This is a genomic window from Pontibacter pamirensis, assembly GCF_010015475.1.
GTDB lineage: Bacteria > Bacteroidota > Bacteroidia > Cytophagales > Hymenobacteraceae > Pontibacter > Pontibacter pamirensis.
Genome location: NZ_SSNI01000007.1, coordinates 36,589 through 59,904, shown reverse-complemented (window position 1 = coordinate 59,904; position 23,316 = coordinate 36,589). Strand labels below are relative to the sequence as shown.

At 47.7% G+C, this 23,316-nt stretch carries 17 protein-coding genes; 14 read left to right on the top strand and 3 right to left on the bottom strand.

The annotated features are described in order from the left end of the window. Nucleotides 1-2 precede the first annotated feature (2 nt). Both E1919_RS08220 and E1919_RS08215 read left to right on the top strand, forming a co-directional pair. A complete protein-coding gene (locus E1919_RS08220) occupies nt 3-1,121 on the top strand; it encodes a LysM peptidoglycan-binding domain-containing protein (protein ID WP_162052877.1) in 1,119 nt (372 codons plus the stop codon). A 6-nt stretch (nt 1,122-1,127) separates the two neighbouring features. After that, a complete protein-coding gene (locus E1919_RS08215; RefSeq protein ID WP_237144157.1) occupies nt 1,128-1,634 on the top strand; it encodes a DUF6702 family protein in 507 nt (168 codons plus the stop codon). 66 nt (nt 1,635-1,700) lie between these two features. Here the strand turns inward: E1919_RS08215 and E1919_RS08210 are convergent, their stop codons facing one another. After that, complete coding sequence (locus E1919_RS08210) at nt 1,701-2,444, bottom strand: DUF4184 family protein (RefSeq protein ID WP_162052876.1); 744 nt, start codon at nt 2,442-2,444, stop codon at nt 1,701-1,703. 80 nt (nt 2,445-2,524) lie between these two features. After that, nucleotides 2,525-4,510 carry an OmpA family protein gene (locus E1919_RS08205; protein ID WP_237144155.1) on the bottom strand — a complete coding sequence of 662 codons (1,986 nt, stop codon included), beginning with the start codon at nt 4,508-4,510 and terminating at the stop codon, nt 2,525-2,527. A 222-nt stretch (nt 4,511-4,732) separates the two neighbouring features. On the opposite strand from E1919_RS08205, the gene lon reads away from it, so the two are divergent. From lon to E1919_RS08160, 9 genes are all read left to right on the top strand, one after another. Then, the gene (gene lon, locus E1919_RS08200) at nt 4,733-7,219 is read left to right on the top strand and encodes an endopeptidase La (protein ID WP_162052875.1); all 2,487 of its coding nucleotides are present in this window, start codon (nt 4,733-4,735) and stop codon (nt 7,217-7,219) included. 150 nt (nt 7,220-7,369) lie between these two features. Next, a complete protein-coding gene (porQ, locus tag E1919_RS08195) occupies nt 7,370-8,416 on the top strand; it encodes a type IX secretion system protein PorQ (protein ID WP_162052874.1) in 1,047 nt (348 codons plus the stop codon). Nucleotides 8,417-8,483: 67 nt separating this feature from the next. After that, nucleotides 8,484-9,884 (top strand): ATP-dependent protease ATPase subunit HslU, encoded by a 1,401-nt coding sequence (gene hslU / locus E1919_RS08190; protein WP_162052873.1) that lies wholly within the window; start codon nt 8,484-8,486, stop codon nt 9,882-9,884. 337 nt (nt 9,885-10,221) lie between these two features. Continuing rightward, a complete protein-coding gene (locus E1919_RS08185) occupies nt 10,222-10,950 on the top strand; it encodes an SDR family NAD(P)-dependent oxidoreductase (protein ID WP_162052872.1) in 729 nt (242 codons plus the stop codon). A 277-nt stretch (nt 10,951-11,227) separates the two neighbouring features. Further along, nucleotides 11,228-11,491, top strand: a complete 264-nt coding sequence (locus E1919_RS08180; protein ID WP_162052871.1) for a DUF4212 domain-containing protein — start codon at nt 11,228-11,230, stop codon at nt 11,489-11,491. A 44-nt stretch (nt 11,492-11,535) separates the two neighbouring features. After that, on the top strand, nt 11,536-13,224 hold the full coding sequence (locus E1919_RS08175; RefSeq protein WP_162052870.1) for a sodium:solute symporter family protein: 1,689 nt from the start codon (nt 11,536-11,538) through the stop codon (nt 13,222-13,224). A gap of 82 nt (nt 13,225-13,306) precedes the next feature. Continuing rightward, nucleotides 13,307-15,205, top strand: a complete 1,899-nt coding sequence (gene acs / locus E1919_RS08170) for an acetate--CoA ligase (RefSeq protein ID WP_162052869.1) — start codon at nt 13,307-13,309, stop codon at nt 15,203-15,205. A 316-nt stretch (nt 15,206-15,521) separates the two neighbouring features. Continuing rightward, nucleotides 15,522-15,764: a hypothetical protein gene (locus E1919_RS08165; RefSeq protein ID WP_162052868.1), complete on the top strand. Its 243-nt coding sequence runs from the start codon at nt 15,522-15,524 to the stop codon at nt 15,762-15,764. Between the two features lie 735 nt (nt 15,765-16,499). Beyond that, nucleotides 16,500-17,528 carry a glycoside hydrolase family 130 protein gene (locus tag E1919_RS08160; RefSeq protein WP_237144152.1) on the top strand — a complete coding sequence of 343 codons (1,029 nt, stop codon included), beginning with the start codon at nt 16,500-16,502 and terminating at the stop codon, nt 17,526-17,528. A gap of 408 nt (nt 17,529-17,936) precedes the next feature. Here the strand turns inward: E1919_RS08160 and E1919_RS08155 are convergent, their stop codons facing one another. Beyond that, nucleotides 17,937-18,335, bottom strand: a complete 399-nt coding sequence (locus E1919_RS08155) for a hypothetical protein (protein WP_162052866.1) — start codon at nt 18,333-18,335, stop codon at nt 17,937-17,939. Between the two features lie 463 nt (nt 18,336-18,798). Between E1919_RS08155 and E1919_RS08150 the strand changes: the two genes are divergently transcribed. The 3 genes from E1919_RS08150 (at nt 18,799) to E1919_RS08140 (ending at nt 23,233) form a co-directional block, all read left to right on the top strand. Next, nucleotides 18,799-19,521, top strand: a complete 723-nt coding sequence (locus tag E1919_RS08150) for a class I SAM-dependent methyltransferase (RefSeq protein WP_162052865.1) — start codon at nt 18,799-18,801, stop codon at nt 19,519-19,521. A 474-nt stretch (nt 19,522-19,995) separates the two neighbouring features. After that, a complete protein-coding gene (locus tag E1919_RS08145; RefSeq protein WP_162052864.1) occupies nt 19,996-22,053 on the top strand; it encodes a M13 family metallopeptidase in 2,058 nt (685 codons plus the stop codon). A gap of 622 nt (nt 22,054-22,675) precedes the next feature. Continuing rightward, nucleotides 22,676-23,233 (top strand): NUDIX domain-containing protein, encoded by a 558-nt coding sequence (locus E1919_RS08140; protein ID WP_162052863.1) that lies wholly within the window; start codon nt 22,676-22,678, stop codon nt 23,231-23,233. Nucleotides 23,234-23,316: the final 83 nt, after the last annotated feature.

Sequence of the window (23,316 nt, the reverse complement as noted above, 5' to 3'; positions counted from 1 at the left end):
TCATGAAAAGCATCTTTGCTTCCAGCCTTACAAGCTTAATACTCCTTTTAGTAATTGCATTAAATCACGTTGAAGCGGCACCAGCCGCAAAACTGCTTTCCATAAACCAGCACGCTATGGCCGCTCCCGGCGATAGCGTGTACCTGGTGCAGCAGGGCGATACGTATTACAGCCTTTCGCGCCGTTTTAACATTCCCTTAGACTCGCTGCAGAAATGGAATAACAATACACTGCAGATCGGGCAAACATTGTACTTGGGCCGTCAAGCAAAGCCTGCTGCAAAAAGCGCTGTTGCCGCAGCCAAACCGGCATCGTCGCAGCAAAAAACTGCTACAGCAAAAGCTGGAAACGCTACCGCAACCCGTACCGTGGAGAGTACCTCTGCGGCAGCGGCCCCTGCGCCAAAGCCAGCGGAAAATAAAACAAAAAGCCGTGTACTGGTTATCCCATTCGATCCTTACCTGTACTTTTCTGATGCTGATTACGAGATTGCCCGCCAATCGCACATCCCGCGCCAGAACGTGCGCCATGTGTTCCGTGGCAGACTGAATGCCATGCTGGCACCACAGGGCTATGAAACCATACACCTTCTGGGGGGCGTGTACCGTGATAGCGTGAGCGAGCTGAGCCGCATCTATAAATCACTGAATTATAGCTATCAGGACAACAAGCAGTCGAGGTATAACCACCAGCCAGTAGTGAAAGAGGAGGAAAAAGGTGCAGTAGCCTGGGTGCTGCGCCAGAAAGACAAGATGGGCCTGAAAGGCGAACCGGAAGAGGTGTCTGTTGCCCAGGACCCGACCAAGCACTTCGGCGTAAAAGTGAAAGACCCGAACTTCTTCAGCTACTTTAATGGCCAGTACGGCATCGATTACTATGTTTTCATTAATCAGTTTGAGGTGAAAACGGTGTATGAAAACTGTTTAGATAGGGCGGCACAGAACTATGAACGTGATTTTTTGGTTCACTATTCGATCTATGACAGTAATGGCGAGCTGGTGTCGGGCAATAAGGTGAAGGTGCCTTACCAATCCAATATCAACGACGTGCAGCGCATTGTAAGCGACAGTATGCCCACAATGGCAAAGTGTGTGTTGGCCGACCTGCCCGCCGGCAAATAACAATCTATGAAGTATAAAATATTTTCCGTGCTGCTATTGATAGTGGCTTTTCTGGTAACACAGCCGGTGAGTGCCCACGATTACCACGCCAGCATCACGGACGTAAAGTATAATCCAAATACACAAAGCCTGGAAGTAGCTGTAAAAGTGTTTATGGATGACCTGGAAAATGCCCTCTCGCGCCAGGCAAAGACAAAAGTAATTTATAGCAGCAGTTCTGAGGAGGTGAAGAAGTATATTACAGAATACCTGCATAAAACGCTTTCTTTTGAGCTGGAGAAAGGCAAGCCGCTAAAGTCCAGGCTGCTGGGTTCAGAAGAAGATGTGGATGTGGTATGGATGTATGTAGAAGTGCCTGTTCAGAAGGGAACGCTGGCGCAACTCTACGTGAAAAACGCTATCCTAATGGATCTGTTCACAGACCAGATGAACATCGTAAATGTGGACTATAAAGGTGAAACGGAAAGTGTGCTGATGCAGCGGGGAGATGTAACGAAAAAGCTCACGTTCTAAACTGCAAGACACTCAAACTCAAAAGAGGCGATACAACTTGTTTGTGTCGCCTCTTTTAAATTACGCTTAAACCTGTTGCCTTAACTTAGATGTGGCCCCTGCTATAATCAGTGCCAGCATACATCCGCTGATCAATATCACGACAAGGTTGCCAGGTGCAGGTAGCAGGTCTAGCCGTATAAACAGGTTCAAAAGCAGGAACAGCATTCCGAAGCCAAAAATCCCCAGCCAGAACCTGAACCAATGTTGTTGCCCTGGCTGTAGTTGCGCTTTGGGCAGGCTATGCACATACCAGAGAACTACAGCAACACCCAGAACTGAACTCAGGTGCTGGATAAGGCGGCATAGCATCATACTTTTTTCTACAAAAGGCACCTTCACCTGTGTAAGCAGTATAGGAAGTATGGTTACGATTCTGTTGTCCGGATGCGTAAACTCATCCCAGAGTAAGTGAGAAAAAGCACCTATAACAGCAGAAACTAAAAATATAAACCAGTTCTTCTCCAGGTAAGTGAGCCATTTGGGGTACTGGATTGTCAGGGCTCTTTGCCTGAAGTAAGGGGGCAGGTGCCGGATAACCTGATCACGCACCAACACATGGAAAATTACGGACAGCAGGAGCGTTACTGGCACATTAAACAGTAAAATACCTAGAATGGTATGGCTGAAGTAGCTGACATGGTGCAAACGGAAAAAGTATTCAAAGTCAGGTGCCATGCTGCCAATAATCAGGCCTGTGCCGGAGAGCAAAGGCTTTTTTCGGCTAATGAGGGGCAGCACTAAAGCAGGATGTGCAGGAGTAAAGGGCATTGTAAGGGTGTGTTTTCCACTATCAACGCAAAGAAGGAACAGAGGATGCAATTATAGCGCTGACAAAATTTCAGTAGGCGCTAAAAGCTACTTTTCTTCGGTTTAATGATAGTAAACTCTACCCGGCGGTTGAGACGCCGGTCTTCCTCTGTTTTCTCTTCACGTAAAGGTTTTCGGCTGCCGTAGCCAATGGCATCAATGCGTTCATTGCCAATGTTTACCTGCCGTTCTATGTAGCGTTTTATGGCTTCCGCTCTATCCTGCGAGAGGGAAAGATTAAAGTCGGGGTCTCCGAAGCTGTCTGTGTGGCCAGCTATTTCCAGCCTGTAGCTGGGGTGGTCAATCATAAACATCGCCACCTCGTCTAGTATCGGCTTCATTTCCTCAATAATGTTCGACTGGTTCTGCTCAAACTCAATGTTCTTGAATACCATCGGCACGCTATAATCTATCAGGGTGGTCATTACCTGGAAAGCGGTGTCCTGCTCCAGCGACAATTCCCTTTCAATGGTAAAGAAGTCAGCGCTTTGGATCAGTATCATGTAGCGCGATTTATCGATCAGGTCAAACTCAAAAGTCCCATCGGGGCGGATATACTTAGAGGAGATCTCAATGCCGTTTTCCAGGTCAACGACAGAGACTATGCCAGACAAGGGCTTGCGGGTAACAGAATCCGTTAGGATGCCTTCTACTTTGGTAACGGCCAGGGGGTGCGCCTCCATCGGTAGCGGAAATGAGAACAAGTCCAGGTTCTCTATATCGTCTGCTTCGGAGCGGGCGTAGTAGAGGTTTTTAGAGGCAGCATCAATCGTAAAATAATACTCGCTACCCCGCCCGTTCACGAGCGGCCCAATGTTACGGGGCTCCTGCCAGTGCCCCTGCACCTTATAGGTTTTGTAGATGTCGAAGTCACCGAAGTTGTAGAGCTGGCCCCTGGAGCTAAAGTACAGCACCTGGTACAGCGGGTGGAAGAACGGACTCACCTCGCTCTCGCGGGTATTTACCACCGGGCCTAGGTTTTTAGCTTTCGCCCAGTTGCCTCCTTTTGTTTTATAGGTATAGTAAATGTCTGACAAACCAAAGCCGCCCAGGCGGTCAGAGGCAAAGTAAAGGGTGTCTTCATTAGAAGAAAGCGTCGGTTGAGAGTCCCAGGCTTCAGAGTTTACGTTGGCGCCCAGGTTCCTGATCTGCCCCCAGGTGCCATCTTCTTGCATAGAGGCCATATACAGGTCGCAGTTGCCCATGCCGTCCGGCGATTCGCAGCGGGCAAAGTAAAGGGTTTTGCCGTCGCGGCTCAGGCAGGCAGAGCCTTCGTTGTACTGGCTGTTGATGGGCTTGCCGAAGGATTTGGCCTCTTCCCAGTATCCGTTGTTCTGTTTGCTGTAAAACAAATCCTCATTTACTTTCGTCTCCATCCCCAGGTAGTTCACGTTGCGCTTCGAGGTATATATGAACATCTCGTTTTCATCGCTGAGGGTGGGGCCATAGTCTGCATACTCAGAGTTGATAGCGTTGCCCATGTTAATGTATACCCCTCTCGGCGGCTGAAAAGTAGCGATGGACTTCCGGTATTCTACCAGCTCATAGTAGTAATCGAGCGGTACATAATAGTCTTTGGTGTTCTGCTCCAGGGAGTCGTAGTGGGAGGTCACTTTGCGCACATCGGAACGGTGGTGTTTCAGCACGAGGCGGTATAAAGCTATTGCCATTTCCTGTTCCCCTCTTTTCTCGTATAGCTGACCCAGGCGCCAGAGCAGGTGTGTGTCTTTGTAAAAGTTCTGAACTCCAAAGTTTTTTACGTACTGCCTTAGCAGCGGCAGCACCTGGTCATAGCGCTTGCGTTTCTCTAATTTTTGTATGGCCGCAAGCTTTCTGGGCTCGTGATAGTAAGGTATTTTATTTAAATTGGAAAAGTTAAAGTGAAGCTCGGGAGCAGGAGCTTTTTTATGAACATTCAGGCCTGCTTCTGAATCGAGTGGAATGTGCTTGTACTGCTGTCCCTGGCTTGTGAAGGCAAGATGGAATAGCAGCAAGTAAAGCGCCAACAAGAGGGATCGTTTCATCATTCTAAGTGTTTTGCCTGAGTTTCAAAGATATCAAATCTTAGCTATATTTTGCGAAAGCGTTATAACTTGCTATAATTTTTGAAAAGGGCTTTACACTTAAATAAAGTTTAACAGACAATACTTCTGCCAAAATAGCCTTGGCACAAGACTTGACATTACTACGGAAGTTCAGAAAAACGGGGGACAACAGTGTTTTTCTGTCAAAATGGCATTAATCAACATATGAACTATACATTCAATCAATTTTTACAAAATCTATTATTAAGCAGGATTTCTGATGACGATGATATCGAGCTCATCCCGGTAATAACGGCAGAAATTGAGGATGACGTAAAGACCGAAGACCTGCCGGATGAATTGCCGATTCTGGCAGTGCGCAATACGGTGCTTTTCCCGGGGGTGGTGCTGCCGATTACGGTAACCCGCAAAAAGTCTGTGAAACTGGTGCGAAAGGCCCATACCGGTAGTAAAGTGGTGGGTGTGGTGGCGCAAAAGAACACCAGCAGCGACGATCCGGCAGGCGAAGACTTGTACAACATAGGTACCGTCGCTAAAATCCTGAAAATGCTGGTGCTGCCCGATGGCAATACCACCATCATTATTCAAGGGCAGAGCCGCTTTCAGATAGACGAGATAAAGCAGGAAGACCCTTTCCTGACGGCTAAGGTGAGTATCTGCGAGGAGACGCCACTGGATAAGAAGAGCAAAGAAGTGAAGGCGCTGGTGCAGTCGTTGAAAGATGCGGCCGGCAAAATGCTCAAGCTAAACCCGGAGATACCGCAGGAGGCGCAGGTGGCGCTGGACAACATCGACAGCCCAAGCTTCCTGACGCATTTCCTGTCGAGCAACCTGAATGTGGAAGTGGCGCAGAAACAGGCGCTGCTCGAGGTGAACGACAGCAAAGATCGCGGTACCCAACTGCTGGAGCTTATGCTGCTCGAGATTCAGATGCTGGAGCTGAAGCAGGAAATCCATTCAAAAGTACATACTGATATTGACCAGCAGCAGCGCGATTATTTCCTGCGTCAGCAGATAAAGGTGCTGCAGGATGAGTTGGGTCAGGAGGGACCAGACCAGGAGATAGAACGCTTTAGGGAGCGTGCGAAGAAGAAGAAATGGGCAGAGCCTGTGGCCAAGCATTTCCAGAAGGAGATGGAGAAGCTAGCCCGCCTGAACTCGCAGGCGGCAGAATACCCGGTAGCCGTTAACTACCTCGAGTTCCTGCTCGACCTGCCCTGGAACGATTTCACCAAAGATAATTTTAACCTGAAGCGCACCAAAAAGATACTCGACGCCGACCACTATGGCCTGGAGAAGGTAAAGGAGCGCATTCTGGAATACCTGGCCGTGCTGAAGCTGAAGAACGACATGAAAGCGCCGATTCTTTGCCTTTATGGCCCTCCAGGGGTTGGTAAAACCTCCCTCGGCCGTTCTGTGGCGAAGGCGTTAGGCCGCAACTATGTGCGTATGTCGTTGGGTGGCGTGAGAGATGAGGCAGAGATACGCGGTCACCGCCGCACCTATGTGGGGGCGATGCCGGGCAAGATAATCAGCCAGATTAAAAAGACAGGTTCTTCTAACCCGGTCATTATCCTGGACGAGATAGACAAACTGGCGTCTGATTTCCGTGGCGACCCTGCTTCCGCTTTGCTGGAGGTACTGGACCCGGAGCAGAACCATACGTTTATGGACAATTACTTGGATGTAGAGTATGACCTGTCGAAGGTGCTGTTCATCGCCACAGCCAACTCATTGGATACCATACAGCCCGCCCTGCGCGACCGTATGGAAATCATCGAGATTACGGGCTACACCCTGGAGGAGAAAACAGAAATAGCCAAGCGCCACCTCGTGCCAAAGCAGCTGCAGGAGCACGGTCTGGAGCCGGACGACGTGAAGGTGCCAAAGGCAACCATTCAGAAAGTGATAGATGATTATACCCGTGAATCAGGCGTAAGAAACCTGGAGCGGAAGATAGGCCAGCTGATGCGCAACACCGCTAAGCTAAAGGCGATGGAGGAGGAGTTCTCTTCTTCTATTAAGCCGGAAGAGGTGGTGAAGATTTTAGGCTCCGAAATTTTTGACAAAGAGATATACCAGGACATTGACACGGCAGGTGTGGTAACAGGCTTGGCCTGGACCTCTGTAGGTGGTGATATCCTCTTTATAGAATCTATCCTGAGCAAAGGAAAAGGCAAGCTGACGCTGTCAGGGCAGTTGGGTGATGTGATGAAGGAGTCGGCTATGACGGCCATTTCTTATCTGAAGGCACATGCAGAACTACTGGATATTGACTACCGCCTGTTTGACCAGTACGACCTGCACATCCACTTCCCGGAAGGGGCTGTGCCAAAAGATGGCCCGTCGGCGGGTATTGCCATTTTTACGAGTATTGCCTCTGTATTTACGCAGCGTAAGGTGAAGTCGCGACTGGCTATGACCGGTGAAATAACCTTGCGCGGCAAAGTGTTGCCAGTAGGCGGCATCAAAGAGAAAATTTTAGCGGCCAAGCGTGCTGGTATATCCGATATCATCCTTTGCCAGAAAAATAAGAAAGACATCAACGAAATTCCGGCGCACTACATCAAAGGTTTGAACATACACTATGTAGACCGTGTGGATGATGTTGTGAAAATAGCCCTGCTAAAGGAGAAGGTGAAACACCCTCTTAAGCTGACCTTGACGGAAGAGAAAACGAATGTTGAATAAGTGAAGAGGTGATTGACAGAATAAGTTGTCTGTCATTTCGACGATAGGAGAAATCTGTAGTCTGCATAACTCAGATTTCTCCTATCGTCGAAATGACAATATTGTTTAGGGCATTCTATTACTCAAAACTACTCCAGTAGCCGTTAAAGCATGAAAGCACACAAGCCACTGCTCGTCGTCCTGCTATTGGCTTTTGCGCTTACAGCGCAGGCGCAGGTGGGCGGCCAAAGAGGCTTCAGTTTCCTGGAGCTTCCGGGCAGTGCTAAACAAGCGGCTTTGGGTGGAGTGAACGTAACGGCTGGGGCGCATGATGTGAACATGGTGGCGGCTAACCCGGCGCTGCTGAACAAGGAGATGGACAACCAGCTATCACTGAGTTATGCAGGCTACCTGGCTGATATCAGGCAGAGTAACGTAGCTTATGCTTTTAATTCTGAGAAGTATGGTCGGTGGGCAGCAGGCATAAATTACCTGAACTACGGTGATTTTGTACAACGCGACGCCACCGGGGCAGCAGAGGGCAGCTTTAGCGTAAATGAGTATACCATCAACCTGACACATGCCCGGCAGTTTGAGGCCTTTACAGTGGGTGCCACTGCAAGGGTAGCAGTATCGAGTATAGCGGGGAACAAGGCAGTGGGTTTGTTGGCAGATGCGGGAGTGGCGTTTAAGCACCCTGAAAAGGATTTTACGGTGGGGCTGGCCTTTAAGAACGTCGGATACCAGGTAAAGCCGTATGATGGAGGAGAGCGACAGTCAATGCCTTTTGATGCCCAGTTGGGCATAAGCTATAAGCCGGAGCATATGCCCGTGCGGCTTTCGCTCACGGCGCACCGCCTCTACCAGTTCGATATTGTGTACCTCGACCCCAATGCACCGGGGCAGCTGGATGCGAATGGGAATGAGGTGAAGGAAGAGAAAAAGTTAGGTGACAAGATAGCCCGGCACTTTGTGGCAGGCGCTGAGTTTGTGTTCAGCAAGAACTTTCAGGTGCGGGCGGGGTATAACCACCTGCGCCGCCGGGAACTACGACTTGATACCCGTTCAGGAGGGGCAGGTTTTTCACTGGGAGCCATGCTGCGGGTGCGTACGTTTGAGTTGAATTACGGCAGTGCTTTTTTTCATCCTTCCGGCGCTACCCATTATGTTACCGTGAGCACCAACACCCGTACCTTCCTTAAAAAGAAGAGTAGTTAAAATAAGTTTATAAGCTGTGGCAGTGTATCCGCTGTAGTGCGTAAAACATTATCAAAAACGAAACAACATGTTAGATAGCATAGAACATTTAACCCCGGCCCAGATTGTAGCGGAGCTGGATAAATATATTATCGGGCAGAACGATGCCAAGCGCAATGTAGCCATTGCGCTTCGTAACCGCTGGCGCCGCATGAATGCCGATGAGAATATCAAAGGCGAGATTGTGCCGAACAACATTCTCATGATTGGGGCAACAGGTGTAGGTAAAACAGAAATCGCCCGGCGCCTTGCCAAGATTGCAGATGCGCCCTTCACCAAAGTGGAGGCTTCTAAATTTACCGAAGTAGGTTACGTAGGCCGCGATGTGGAAAGCATGGTGCGTGACCTGGTAGAGCAGTCGGTGAACATGGTGAAGAGCAAGAAGAAAGAAGAGGTTAAGCAGCGTGCCGCCGAAGTAGTGGAAGACATTATCCTGGATGCCCTTATACCGCCTATTCAGGGCAGGGGCAATACCACTTCGTCTGTTGGTTACTCCTCCGACCCCGCTGTGATGCCGGACAGCGATTATGAGCTGAACGAGCGTACCCGTGAGAAATTCCGTGAAAAAATCCGCAACGGCGAACTGGAAGACCGAAAGATTGAAATCAGGATACAGCAGAGTGCTATGCCTGGCGTAGGGGCCTTAGGTCCTGGCATGGATGAAGCTTCTATGATGAACATCCAGGAGATGATCAGCGGCATGATGCCCAAGAAAACGAAGAAGCGCAAAGTAACCATTGCCGAGGCCCGCAAGATTTTGCTGGAAGAGGAAGCTTCAAAACTTATCGACATGGATGAAGTAAAAGAAGAGGCCATCTTCAAAGCAGAGAACGCAGGCGTTATCTTCATCGATGAGATAGACAAAGTGGCCAGCTCCAGTAAAAAAGGCGGCGGTGGCCCGGACGTAAGTCGCGAAGGTGTGCAGCGCGACCTGCTGCCGATTGTGGAAGGTTCGTCGGTAAATACCAAGTACGGCATCATCAACACCGACCATATCCTGTTTATTGCAGCCGGAGCGTTCCACGTGGCCAAGCCATCTGACCTGATTCCGGAATTGCAGGGACGTTTCCCGATTCGCGTGGAGCTGGATAGCCTGACCAAGGATGATTTTTACCAAATTCTGAAATTCCCGAAGAACGCCCTCACCAAGCAGTATGAAGCGCTGCTTTCTGCCGAGGATGTGGATTTGAGCTTTAACGACGAAGCACTGGACGAAATCGCTTCCATTGCCTTTGAGGTGAATTCTGAGGTAGAGAACATCGGTGCCCGCCGCCTGCACACGGTTATGAGCCGCCTGCTGAATGATATCCTGTTTGATGTGCCGGATAAAATCGGGCCGAACGCGCATATCGTTATCACCCGTGAAACAGTGCAGGAAAAGCTGGCAGGCATGGTGAAGAACCGCGACCTAAGCCAATATATTTTGTAGTTAGAAAGTTAAAGAGTTAGAAAGTTAAAAAAGGTACACGCTGGCGCGGGAATCTATCCCTGACTTGGGGTGGACAAGAGTCTCCAGACTCGTTTTTGTTAGCTAATTTTTACTCAAAAAGCTGGTGTTTCTGCTATGGCAGGGGCACCAGCTTTTTGTTTGACAGTAGTTCTTGCGTTTATCATGAGAATAATGTGCTGCGCTTTGTTCTGATATGTTCCTACTAGAGATGTGTGCAGGATGCGGGTATGGTGCTATCGAATCAACATCTCCTATCATCCGTACCTCATAAGAACAAGTCATAATTTATAACTCATCATTCATAATTAAAAACGAAGTGAACATATACATTATAACTGGAGCCAGCAAAGGGATAGGCAAAGCCATCGCGGAAGAGCTGTTGAAGGACGAAAATAACCGTGTAGTGGGCGTATCGCGCACCAACAGCATCAAGCATGAGAACTACCGGTATCAACCACTTGATTTCTCTGATATAGAGGCGGTGGAGCATAACCTGCAGAAGGTATTTATTTCTTACCCGGAGGCACAGAAGCTGGTGCTGATAAACAATGCAGGTGTGTTGGGAGACATTGGCTATGTAGGTGAGAACATGCAGAATGAGATGTTTCAGTTCGTATTTGATGTGAACGTGGTGGTGCCGGCTATGCTCATGAACACGTTCCTGGAGGTATACCAGCAGCACCCGGCGCAGAAGGTGGTGGTAAACGTGAGCTCCGGCGCAGGCAAATACCCAATTGATGGCTGGGCCAGTTACTGTGCTTCTAAGGCGGCCATCGACATGCTGTCGCAGACAGTGCAGTTGGAGCAGGGCAAACGCGGCTCCGGCGTGAAAATTTATGCGCTCTCACCAGGTGTAGTAGATACGGGCATGCAGGGGCAAATCCGGGAGTCAGACGCCAGCAGGTTCAGCACCGTAGAGAAATTCCGAGACTACAAAGCGAACGGAGAACTGGCCTCACCGGATGAGGTAGGCAGTAAGATTGTGAACTTTCTTCACAATATAGACAAGTATAATGAGGTGATGGTGTCGGTGCGGGATATGTAAATGTCTTTGATGTTCTCCTTTTGTTCAAGTTTCTGATGCCATACGGCAGTGCATACTAAACTAGAACATTGTAGAATAAAAAAACTTGTTTTTCTACCATCAAAAATGCCCTTCCAGCAACTGGAAGGGCATTTTTGATGGTAGAACCAGGGGTAAAATTCCGATTACCTACAGCTGTTCTGCCAAATAACAAAATATTCTTTTTACATTATATTGCTAACTTGATATAATTCTGCAGATAATGATACACGTTTAATAAATAAAAGCTCTTTACCTCATGGAAAATAACAGACAAAAAATGCAGGAGTACTGGAAGCGCAACGTCCGGATTCTATCTATTCTGCTTGGCATATGGTTTCTGGTCTCGTTTGTCTTCGGGATACTCTTAAAGGATGAACTCAACCAGATTAGGATGGGAGGATTTAAACTCGGCTTCTGGTTTGCCCAACAGGGCTCCATCTACTGCTTTGTTATCATCATTTTTGTTTACGTGTGGCTGATGAACAGGCTGGACCGGGAGTTTGATGTGCACGAAGACTAGTCACGCCTTTATCATAAAGAAGTTTAACTCTAACTTATAAGACAATGGGTATTTTAACCTGGACATATATTATTGTAGGAATCACATTTACCGTCTACATTGGCATTGCTATCTGGTCCAGAGCAGGTTCCACAAAAGATTTTTACGTGGCGGGCGGGGGGGTATCACCGTTGGCAAACGGATTGGCCACTGCGGCAGACTGGATGTCGGCAGCCTCTTTCATCTCCATGGCCGGCCTTATCTCCTTTATGGGCTACGATGGCTCTGTATACCTCATGGGCTGGACAGGTGGCTACGTTTTGCTGGCCCTGCTCCTGGCGCCGTACCTGCGCAAGTTTGGCAAGTTTACGGTGCCTGACTTTGTCGGGGATCGATACTATTCTAAAACTGCCCGTTTGGTGGCGCTGGTATGTGCCATCTTTATTTCCTTTACCTACGTGGCGGGGCAGATGCGTGGAGTGGGCATCGTATTTTCGCGTTTCCTGGAAGTAGACATCAACACAGGAGTTGTCATTGGTATGATTATCGTGCTTTTCTATGCCGTTTTAGGGGGTATGAAAGGAATTACGTATACGCAGGTGGCGCAGTTCTGCGTGTTGATATTTGCTTACATGGTACCAGCCATATTCATATCCATTCTGCTGACAGGAAATCCCATTCCACAACTAGGCTTTGGTGGCGAATTAAAAGAAGGGGGGTATCTGCTGGACAGGCTGGATAACGTACTGACCGAGCTCGGTTTTGCTGCCTATACGGAGGGCAGTAAGTCAACCATAGATGTGTTCTTCATCACCGCAGCTCTCATGGTAGGCACTGCCGGCCTACCTCACGTAATTGTGCGCTTCTTTACGGTGCCTAAAGTAAAGGATGCCCGTAAGTCAGCTGGTTATGCACTCCTCTTCATTGCGATTCTCTATACTACTGCCCCTGCTGTAGGAGCCTATGGTATGTACAACATGCTGCAAACTACAAGCGGGCGGGAGATTGCCTCTATGCCACAGTGGGTAGGCAACTGGGGAAAGACAGGATTAATTTCGGTGACGGACAAGAATGCAGACGGCCTTATCCAGTATGTGAAGGACCCGGAACAGAATGAGCTGGTTATAGACAAGGACATCATGGTGCTGGCCAACCCGGAGATAGCACGGCTACCCAACTGGGTAGTTGCCTTAGTGGCGGCTGGTGGCCTGGCAGCGGCCCTTTCTACAGCGGCGGGTCTGCTGCTGGTTATTTCCACCTCTATTGCCCACGACCTGTTAAAAAAGTCGTTTACGCCTGATATATCCGAGAAGCAGGAACTGCTGGCTGCGCGTGCCGCCGCTACTGTAGCGGTTGTGATAGCTGGTTATTTCGGTATTAATCCTCCAGGGTTTGTGGCGGAAGTAGTTGCCTTTGCATTCGGACTCGCTGCCGCTTCCTTCTTCCCTGTAATCATCATGGGTATCTTTTCTACCCGCATGAACAAGCAGGGGGCAATCTGGGGTATGGTGACAGGGCTTCTGTTTACAATCGCGTATATATCATACTTTAAGTTTATTAACCCTGCGGCTAATGTGCCTGCTAACTGGTGGTTTGGCATTTCCCCGGAAGGTATTGGTACCTTGGGTATGATACTCAACTTCATCGTGTCCAGTATTGTGTCTCGTTTCACGCCTGCCCCGCCAGCTTATATTCAGGAACTAGTGGAGGACATCCGTATACCCCGCGGTGCGGGTACGGCAACACATCATTAATATGGAAAAAAATCTTTTGCGTATATTCTAAAATGTAGCGCTCTTTTAAAAGACAAACATTAACTCAAATCTAACCTTTGCCATGATTAACTATCAACTTAAAACAAATGAAGAATATCAGGAAGCTTACAAACGCAGTGTAGATGACCCGGAAGGCTTTTGGGCCGATATAGCCGATACCTTTACCTGGCGAAAGAAGTGGGACAAGGTGCTGGAGTGGAATTTTGAGGAACCGAACATAAAGTGGTTTCAGGGAGGCAAACTCAACATAACAGAGAACTGCCTGGACCGCCACCTGAAGACCCGTGGCAACAAGCTCGCCCTTATCTGGGAGCCGAACGACCCGAAAGAGCGGTTTATACGCTTTACCTACCGCGAACTCCACGAGAAGGTATGCCAGTATGCCAACGTGCTGAAGAAAAACGGGGCAAAGAAAGGTGACCGCATCTGTATTTACATGCCTATGATCCCGGAACTGGCGATAGCCGTGCTGGCCTGCGCCCGCATTGGTGCCATTCATTCGGTGGTGTTTGCCGGCTTCTCTGCTTCGGCCATGGCCGACAGGATAAACGACGCCCAGTGCAGCATGGTGCTGACGTCGGATGGGCTTAACCGCGGTGCAAAGCAGATACCGGTGAAGCGCGTGGTGGACGAAGCGCTGGAGAGCTGTGAATCGGTGCAGAAAGTAATTGTGGTGGAGCGATTAGGCTGGGCCGTGAACATGGTGGAAGGCCGCGATGTATGGTACCATGAGGAAGTGAAGGATGTAAGCAAGGAGTGTCCTGCCGAAGAGATGGATGCCGAAGACATGCTGTTTATTTTGTATACCTCCGGGTCAACGGGCAAGCCAAAAGGGGTGGTACATACGTGTGGCGGCTATATGGTATATGCCCAGTACAGTTTCACGAATGTGTTTCAGTTGGAGGAGAGTGATGTCTACTGGTGCACCGCTGACATTGGCTGGATTACGGGACACACCTATTTGCTATACGGTCCGCTCATGGCCGGGGCAACCTCATTGATGTTTGAAGGGGTGCCAACTTACCCGGACAACGGGCGTTTCTGGCAGGTAGTAGACAAATTCGGGGTAACTATTTTTTACACGGCACCAACAGCCATCCGGGCGCTCATGGGCGGTGATATTGAAGATGTGCTTTCTTATAGCCTGAACTCGCTGCGTGTGCTGGGTTCGGTGGGCGAGCCAATCAACGAGGAAGCGTGGCATTGGTACCATACCCACGTCGGGAAAGATCGTTGCCCGGTGGTGGATACCTGGTGGCAGACAGAAACAGGTGGTATCATGATATCAACCATAGCCGGTGTAACGCCCATGAAGCCAAGCCATGCTGGCCTGCCGCTGCCGGGTATACAGCCCATACTGGTGGATGCTGAGGGCAAGGAGATAAAAGAGAATGGCGTGGAAGGTTACCTGTGCATGAAGTTTCCGTGGCCCGGCATTATCCGCACCACCTACGGCGACCACGAACGAGCCCGCCTCAGCTACTTCTCCACCTACAAAGGCCTGTACTTTACAGGCGATGGTGCCAAACGCGACGAAAACGGGTTGTATCGTATTATTGGCCGCGTAGATGACGTGATAAACGTGTCTGGTCACCGTTTCGGAACAGCCGAGATTGAGGAAGCCATTAACCACAACAAACATGTGGTGGAGTCGGCTGTGGTGGGGTACCCGCACGAGGTGAAAGGGCAGGGTATCTATGCCTTCGTTACCCTAAAAGATAAGCCGGAGCACATGGATTGGCTTCGTGCAGAGATAATCGAGACAGTGGTAGAAAAGATTGGCAAGATTGCCCGTCCGGATAAGATACAGGTAGTAAGTGGTCTTCCTAAAACGCGTTCCGGTAAAATCATGCGTCGCATTCTGCGCAAGGTAGCCGAAGGCGACACCTCCAACCTGGGCGACACCTCTACGTTATTGGACCCTACCGTAGTAGACGAAATAAAAGAAGGTGCGTTATAGGCATCTTTTTGACGTTAAACTTAACCCTTGCAGTTCACGCTGCAGGGGTTTTTTATGGCTGTGCTATTAGGTGGAGTCATTATATTTTTGATTCGGGGGCATCTGGTTTTATCATGGTGCCGTCCTGAAATAAAGCAAAGAAGGTATGGGTTCCTTTTAATTCGATATATTGATGTAGGAAAGTATAATGTAGGATATCCTTAAGATGTGCGCAAGAGCTTTAAAAACGGAGAAAAGCAGGCTTACAAACCTCCGCACATGACGCTGATAACTATATGCTCACGCATATCCACAAGTTGGCACAAATAGGTAATTAATGAAGAAGAGAATTGTCTATATCTTAATTGCTCTTTCAGCATGCCTGACATTGTTGATAAGACACTCTATTTATGATAGTGAGTACAGGAGCGCGGCTGTAGTGGGCAAAGAAAATGTTAAGAAGCTTAAAGACGTGCAAATAGGAATGGACTCTCTTATTGTACTTGACATAATGGGAAAACCGAGTGACAGACATGTTTTCAAAGAAGAAACTTTTTATAAACGTGAACTCGGGAATTAATCTTTGAAATTTACACTTGTAGAGCTCTCAATATGAATATCGGTTGATGTATTCTTCTATTTCGGGAAATATAGGCTACAAATGCAGATAAATACCATGATACTCACGATTACTTAGTGTTTAAAACACCATATAAATGATTGCAAATCAATTATTTATATATGGTTTAATTACCGAGTTTACGTTTTTATAACTATAAAGTGCCACCAGGTTCTTCATATCAAGCTCAACAAAAGGGGAAAGGTAGCTTACATATCATCTGTTCCTCATGTTGAAGAATAGTAGTCAGAAAAACTAAATGTGCCAACACAATACATACTCAACCTTCGCTAATGCTTCGGGCTCAGTATGCACGACGCCGTTAAATGCCAATAACATATCTGCCACAATGAAGCTGCTACCTATCTCAAGACGAGTTGCCTTTTTATTTTCATCAGCATAAACACCTCCTCGTAAATGGTGGCGGTGAATGCAGTGAGTAAACTGAACGTTTTCGTTTCTTCAGCAGTAATCATCCTGCACCTCGAAGGTCAAAGAACTCAAACCGGGATGCCTTTGCTACTGCTCCTGCTTTGCGATTGTATAACAAACTGGGTAATTTTCGCTTCATCCCCTTTTCCTAAGCGTTTTCTATACCATGGATTAATCTAAATTTATACTTTCTAGATGAAACTAGCCTGCTTTATACTCCTCGCCTTTTTGCTTACTGGCTGTAACCAGGAAAAAACGGTCCAGTTGCCAATCGCTAAACCGGATGCCAACTGGGCCCTGCTTGATTTTGTAAAGGTTGATAGCCTGAACCCTATCCTGCAACCTTCTCAGGCGCAGTCTTTCTATTCTCCTCTTAGCAAAAAGGCAGTGAACTGGGAAGAAAGAAATGTTCTGAACCCATCCGCCATTGTAAGAGAAGGGAAAGTTTATCTGATCTACCGGGCCCAGGATAACCAAATGACTTCAAGACTAGGCCTGGCCATTAGTGAAGATGGTTTGCATTTTACAAAACAAGCTGACCCTATTTTATTTCCCAACGAAGACGAATTTAAAAAATACGAATGGAAGGGCGGAATAGAAGACCCGCGGATTATAGAAAGCGAAGACGGCACTTATATTCTGACTTATACTGCTTATGATGGTAAAACAGCCCGCCTTTGTTTGGCTACTTCCAAAGACCTGCAAACCTGGACGAAGCATGGCCTGGTTTTAGGGGAAGGAAAATACAAAGACACCTGGTCTAAATCGGGAGCCATTGTAGCCAAGCCAGTCGGCGACAAAATGGTGGCGGCCAAAATAAACGGCAAGTACTGGATGTATTTTGGCGACACCGATTTGTTTATGACTACATCGGATGATCTGATTCACTGGGAAGTAGCTGAGAACGAAGAATCGGGGAAAATGATCTCGGTACTGCATCCGCGGAAGGGGTATTTCGATAGCCGCTTGGTTGAACCCGGCCCTTATGCCATGCTGCAGGATGAGGGCATACTGTTAATCTATAACGGCAGCAACGCTGCAAACTTCAACGACCCTGCTTTACCGAAATTTACCTATAGTGCCGGCCAAGCGCTTTTTGATAAAACCAAACCTTACAAGTTATTAGAAAGAACCAATACTAATTTCATTCAGCCAGACAAACCCTATGAAAAAGTTGGCGAGGTAAATGAGGTATGCTTTGTAGAAGGACTCGTACATTTTAAGAACAAGTGGTTTCTTTACTACGGTACAGCAGATTCAAAAATAGCCGTAGCGGTAAGAGACGAAAAGTAGAACTTCTCATAACAAACTAAGACTTTGTTGGGCACGCGGCGGACAGGTCTACGGAAACAGTTTGAGTAGGTATAGGTTAATGAAACAACTATGAAATGCGGTATTGCCGAAATGGCAAGAACGAAAAAGACATCTCTGGATGAAAATGATTGCCTGCACCAGGCAATCTGTGGCAGCCGGTATGCAATTTCCAACTCGTCAAGCCAGGATATAAAACATAGTCGGTTCCTTAGGCTTACCGCCGGAGACAGGTGAGCAACCTTACTGCCTTATGCCTCGGCACCATGCAGTTAGCCTTCTGGGTTATCTGGTGCGACAAAACAAAAAGAGGAAGTGCAGAACTGCACTTCCTCTTTTTGCCTCAACATTCAGTTACATAATGCTGAAGTATATGTTTGAGCTGTAATCTTACAGTTTGTTCATCTTTGTTAATTTCGCCTCAATGCCATGGTCTTGCATCAACTCGGTCGCATACTTAAAGCTGCCATGGGGCACGAACAATCGCAGATCGCCGCCTTTCATTTTGGCGATAGACTCCAACGCTTTCCATTTGCTTACCAACATACGCTTGTCATCCTCATTCCCGTTTTTCACTACAAGCTCAAAGTAGTATTTATTATCGCCGCGCTTAGCTGTGAAATCAGGCGTTAATACAAGCTCCTGATTTACCATAGTTAAGGATGCCGGGCTGTCATACCCTGTAAAGTCAGCTTTGATATCCTTGTAACCTGATTTTACTGCATAGTTGATAACCTGTTCGGCAAGTGCATTGTACTCCTCTGATGTGTTCTTTCGTGTGTATAGCATAAGTATAAGTAATTTTAGATGAATAAATTTAAAACAGCCGAAGAGCACTGTCAGACAAATAATGGAACTGGGCAAACTGGTCACAAACAGGCGCATCTGAACAGATGGTGGTGTAGGCTTAGGGTAGTTTGCTTGGCTTTCCTTAATTAAGCTTCATAAATGAGGCCTGCTTGAGGGTAACAGCATTATAGCTGTTCCATATTCTGTATAGCGACAGAAGCCTTTGTATTACTGGTCCGGGCTTCCTAAAATGTGAAATGCTGACGATTTCCTCGGTATTTTGTAATATACGGAAAATTTATGAAAAAACCTAATTTTAATCTGTATTTTTGATAAAATATTATTGATTGCCAGCGGTTTAGCGCTGCAAGATGAGCCTGCTATTGGGTATAGGAAGTCGTTCTGAGTATGATTTCCTCCATCAGTTGTATTAGAAGAAAAAACAAATAAAGCAGTGGTAGCTATGGATGCTAATTTCAGAAACAAATCGACAAATGAGGAAATAAGACAGCGGTTTGACAACGATGTGGATAGGTTTTCTAACTTGGAAACAGGACAGCAATCAACCATTGACGCTCCCATTTCTCTTGAGTTCATAACGGATGCTGCTAAAGCGGTGAACCCAAAGGCTGTCAATCTTCTCGATATTGGATGCGGGGCAGGTAATTACACGCTAAAGATGCTGACAAAGCTTCCGGGCCTTAACTGTACGTTGGTTGATTTGTCAAAACCAATGCTTGACAAAGCCTATAGCAGAATCCAGGAAACGACAAGCGGGCATATAAATGCTATACAAGGAGACATAAGAGCGGTTGCACTGGCTCCAGGCCACTATGACATCATTCTTGCTGGTGCAGTCTTACACCATCTGAGAGGTGAGGATGACTGGAGGCTTGCCTTCACAAAGATATACAATGCACTGATAGAAGGCGGTAGCTTTTGGATATCCGACCTGATCACGCATAGTTCAGATGAAGTAAATGCGCTGTTTCAGGATAAATATAGCGCCTATCTGGCAAGTATAGGAGGGGCCGATTACAGGGATAAAGTTCTCAGTTACATAGACAAAGAGGACAGTCCCCGGCCTTTAACGTTCCAGCTTGATCTGTTGAAAGAGGTCGGGTTCAGGCATGTGGAAATATTGCACAAAAACAGTTGCTTTGCAGCATTTGGCGGCATCAGATAAAGTCTTCATTTTCAATACAATTGATCCAGCTTGTATGTCCGGTTAAGGCTAAATATTTGCTGCCTGGAATTGATTTTCAAACTGAATCGGTTTCCGCAGACTACCTGGTTGTACATTGTGTGCGAACAGTAGCTTCCTGAGTAAAAAAGGCACCTGTATAGAACTGTTAGCGCATATTTGCTGTTTAGGAGGCGTTCTAATATGCCGCTTCACTTTATTTAATGGCATCATCTGCATGTTATCACATTGTCTTATCTATTTTTGGATCAATATTTGAAACATGCAGCATCTGGTGCCCAATTCTCACGATCCATAATAGCACCGTCATTAAGATTTGCAACGAAATATTAAGCATAAAGCATTACTTTTAGAGGCAAAATATTGTTTGGGTGAACCACACGAATAGGACGAACAGGTAAACTCACAGACTAAATAATTATCTAATCTAACACAAAACAACCTTCATTGACAAATATGTCGAACTGGAAAAAAAATCTTACACTACTACTTTTTGGTGCTTCTACCCTTTATGGCGTAGAAGCAACTGCCCAGCAAACCAACGCTACAGCTACACAAAAGCAATTCATCGATAAGTCGAACATGGACGTGTCGGTAAAGCCGGGCGATGATTTTTATACCTACGCGAGTGGTACATGGCTTAAAAATAACCCGGTACCGGCGAAAGAAACCCGCTGGGGAAGCTTTAACCTGCTGCGCGATTTTAACATTAAAGCGGTGCAGGATATCCTTAACGAATCTGCTGCAAATAAAAATGCTGCATTGGGATCAGTTGAAAAGCGTGTGGGCGATTTTTACGCCGCTGCCATGGATAGCGTGACTATCGACAAGCTTGGTTATACCCCAATTAAGAAAGACCTGAAAAGAGTAGGGGCAGTGAAAGATAAAAAAGCTGTACTAAACGAGGTGGCTTACCTGAGAACATCGGGCGCAGGCTCTCCTATGTTTGGCTTTTATGTGGGCCAGGACCGCAAAGATGTCAACAATATGGTTCCGCAGTTGAGCCAGGGCGGTACAACGTTGCCGGATCGTGACTACTACCTGAAAGATGATGCACGCAGCAAGAAAATTCAGGAAGCGTACAAACAATATATCACGACCCTCTTTACACTGACAGGTGTTCCGCAGGCAAAAGCACAGCAAAACGCAGAGACCATCTTCAACCTCGAGAAGAAAATGGCCGAAGCACAAATGGCTCGTGTAGAGATGCGCGACCCGTACAAAACTTACAATAAATTCTCCGTTTCTGATTTCAGCAAAACCACGCCGAACATCGACTGGAAGACGATGATGGCAAAGATGAAGGTAACAGGCGAGGATACCATCCTGGTAAATAACCCTGCTTTCTTTAACGAACTCGACGGTTTGGTAAAAGCGACACCTGTTACAGATTGGCAGAAGTACCTGCAGTGGAACGTGCTGAAATCAGCTGCTCCATACCTGAGCACGCCGTTTGTGGATGCCAACTTTGCTTATTCACAGGCACTGAGCGGGCAGAAAGTGCAGACGCCACGTTGGCAGCGTATGTCATCCCTGACAGACGGTACCATTGGTGACCTGCTGGGGCAGCTGTATGTGAAGAAGCACTTCAAGCCGGAGGCAAAAGCCAGAATGGAAGAATTGATCAGTAACCTGATCAAGGCCTACGAAATCCGGATCAACAACTTGGATTGGATGACAGCCACCACAAAAGAGAAAGCGCTGGCCAAACTACACGCCTTTACTCCAAAAGTGGGTTATCCTGACAACTGGAAGGCGTATGATGGCCTGGAGGTTAACCGCAAAACCTTCTTCCAGAACGTGCGCAATGCCGGCCAGTGGGGCTATGACGACATGGTAAGCCAGCTAGGCAAGCCTGTGGACAGAACCAAATGGGGTATGACAGCTCCGACTGTTAACGCTTACTATAGCCCGGTGATGAACGAGATCGTGTTCCCGGCAGGTATTCTGCAGTTCCCTTTCTTCGACCCAAATGCGGATGATGCAGTGAACTACGGCGGTATTGGTGCTGTAATCGGACACGAGATTTCGCACGGCTTCGACGACTCCGGCAGCCAGTACGACAAAGATGGTACGCTGCGCAACTGGTGGACAGAAGAAGACCGCGCCAGATTTGAAGAGAAAGCCAAGGCGCTGCAGGAGCAATATGATGCCTACACAGTGCTGGACACTATCCACGTAAACGGTAAACTGACGCTGGGTGAGAACATTGGTGACTTAGGCGGATTGAGTGCTGCTTACGAAGCCTTTAAAATGACAGAGCAAGGAAAGTCTAACGAATTGATTGACGGTTTTACACCTGATCAGCGTTTCTTCCTGTCGTGGGCACAGGTTTGGAGAGGTAACATCCTTCCTGAAGCAGCGGCACAGCAAATTATCACGGACCCGCATTCACCAGGGCAGTACAGGACGATTGGTGCGCCCGTAAACATGGATGCCTGGTACGAAGCATTCAATGTGCAGCCGGGTGATAAGCTTTACAAAGCGCCGGAAGAAAGAATCAGACTCTGGTAATATCTGTTGCAGTTTATAAACAGTAAAAAGCCGCTCCGTCTAATGATGGGGTGGCTTTTTTATGATGCAGTTTGTTCAAGTTGAGATTGTTTGTCTAAGCTGCCGTTGTTACTGTTCATCCAGCGGCAGCTCACCTACAGTTGCATTGTGTCTCTCTGAACTCTCAAGGCCGAGAGGCCTCGTCTTCGGGCAGCGCGCTGGTAGTTTTTGGCGCCAAGGCGCTGCCGCGTGAGCGGCACCAAAAATCTCCAAATAGAGGGCCCCTTCCCCCAGGCGCTCAACCCAAAGACTGGAAACACCTTCACTCCGTGCTGGCTTTTATAATTCGAAGAAAAAGCCTTTCCAGTTTTCCTGAGAGGCGCCTTGTAGATTTCCGGTGCCACGCTAGTGGCAGCCGCTAGGCAGGAAATGTACACAGCGCCGAACGGGAAAACGCGCCCTCGCGGGAGTGGAGCGCATGTGGCGAGCTATGGAAAAGGCCGCTCATGAGTCGCTGGATGAACTGCCAGTACGGCAGCTTAGACAGAACATTTATAGCAAATTTTCATAGCTCCTTCAGCAGGAGAACTTGACAAGCCTAAAGAACAATTCAACTATATTTGCTGCACAAAGAACAACCGCTATGATCGACGAACAACACAACCCCTGGACAACCCTGTCCTCAAAGGAAGTCTATGAAAACCCCTGGATAAAAGTGCGTGAAGACCAGGTGTTGAACCCAAAAGGCGGACAAGGCATCTACGGTGTAGTGAGCATGAAAAACAAAGCCATTGGTATCATTCCGATAGATGATGATGGGTATACTTACCTGGTAGGGCAGTACCGCTATGCTTTGAACGAGTATTCCTGGGAGATACCGATGGGTGGCGGCCTGCTGGAAAACGATATTTTAGAGTCGGCGAAGCGGGAGTTGCAGGAGGAGACGGGCTATACGGCTGCTAAGTGGACAAACATGATGCGGCTGCACACGTCTAACTCTGTTACCAACGAAGAAGGATTTGTTTTCCTGGCCCAGGAACTAACAGCAGGCGAAACAGCATTTGAAGAGACAGAGGAACTGCACATAAAACGGTTACCTTTTCAGGAGGCGGTGCGCATGGCCATGAACAACGAGATAACAGATGCCATTAGCGTGGCAGGTATTCTGAAGGCGGCATTGCTCCTGCAGCAACCAGGGTAACGGGTATACCACCAGCGCAGCTTTGTCGTTAGGACTGTGCCCTGTGTGGCAGGCTGCTTGGCCGATTTGTACAATTAGGGATA

What these genes read in the sequence shown, in the direction of transcription:
- E1919_RS08220 (WP_162052877.1), top strand. Translation starts at nt 3, where the DNA reads ATGAAAAGCATCTTTGCTTCCAGCCTTACAAGCTTAATACTCCTTTTA.
- E1919_RS08215 (WP_237144157.1), top strand. Translation starts at nt 1,128, where the DNA reads ATGAAGTATAAAATATTTTCCGTGCTGCTATTGATAGTGGCTTTTCTG.
- E1919_RS08210 (WP_162052876.1), bottom strand. Translation starts at nt 2,444, where the DNA reads ATGCCCTTTACTCCTGCACATCCTGCTTTAGTGCTGCCCCTCATTAGC.
- E1919_RS08205 (WP_237144155.1), bottom strand. Translation starts at nt 4,510, where the DNA reads ATGATGAAACGATCCCTCTTGTTGGCGCTTTACTTGCTGCTATTCCAT.
- lon (WP_162052875.1), top strand. Translation starts at nt 4,733, where the DNA reads ATGAACTATACATTCAATCAATTTTTACAAAATCTATTATTAAGCAGG.
- porQ (WP_162052874.1), top strand. Translation starts at nt 7,370, where the DNA reads ATGAAAGCACACAAGCCACTGCTCGTCGTCCTGCTATTGGCTTTTGCG.
- hslU (WP_162052873.1), top strand. Translation starts at nt 8,484, where the DNA reads ATGTTAGATAGCATAGAACATTTAACCCCGGCCCAGATTGTAGCGGAG.
- E1919_RS08180 (WP_162052871.1), top strand. Translation starts at nt 11,228, where the DNA reads ATGGAAAATAACAGACAAAAAATGCAGGAGTACTGGAAGCGCAACGTC.
- E1919_RS08175 (WP_162052870.1), top strand. Translation starts at nt 11,536, where the DNA reads ATGGGTATTTTAACCTGGACATATATTATTGTAGGAATCACATTTACC.
- acs (WP_162052869.1), top strand. Translation starts at nt 13,307, where the DNA reads ATGATTAACTATCAACTTAAAACAAATGAAGAATATCAGGAAGCTTAC.
- E1919_RS08165 (WP_162052868.1), top strand. Translation starts at nt 15,522, where the DNA reads ATGAAGAAGAGAATTGTCTATATCTTAATTGCTCTTTCAGCATGCCTG.
- E1919_RS08155 (WP_162052866.1), bottom strand. Translation starts at nt 18,335, where the DNA reads ATGCTATACACACGAAAGAACACATCAGAGGAGTACAATGCACTTGCC.
- E1919_RS08150 (WP_162052865.1), top strand. Translation starts at nt 18,799, where the DNA reads ATGGATGCTAATTTCAGAAACAAATCGACAAATGAGGAAATAAGACAG.
- E1919_RS08145 (WP_162052864.1), top strand. Translation starts at nt 19,996, where the DNA reads ATGTCGAACTGGAAAAAAAATCTTACACTACTACTTTTTGGTGCTTCT.
- E1919_RS08140 (WP_162052863.1), top strand. Translation starts at nt 22,676, where the DNA reads ATGATCGACGAACAACACAACCCCTGGACAACCCTGTCCTCAAAGGAA.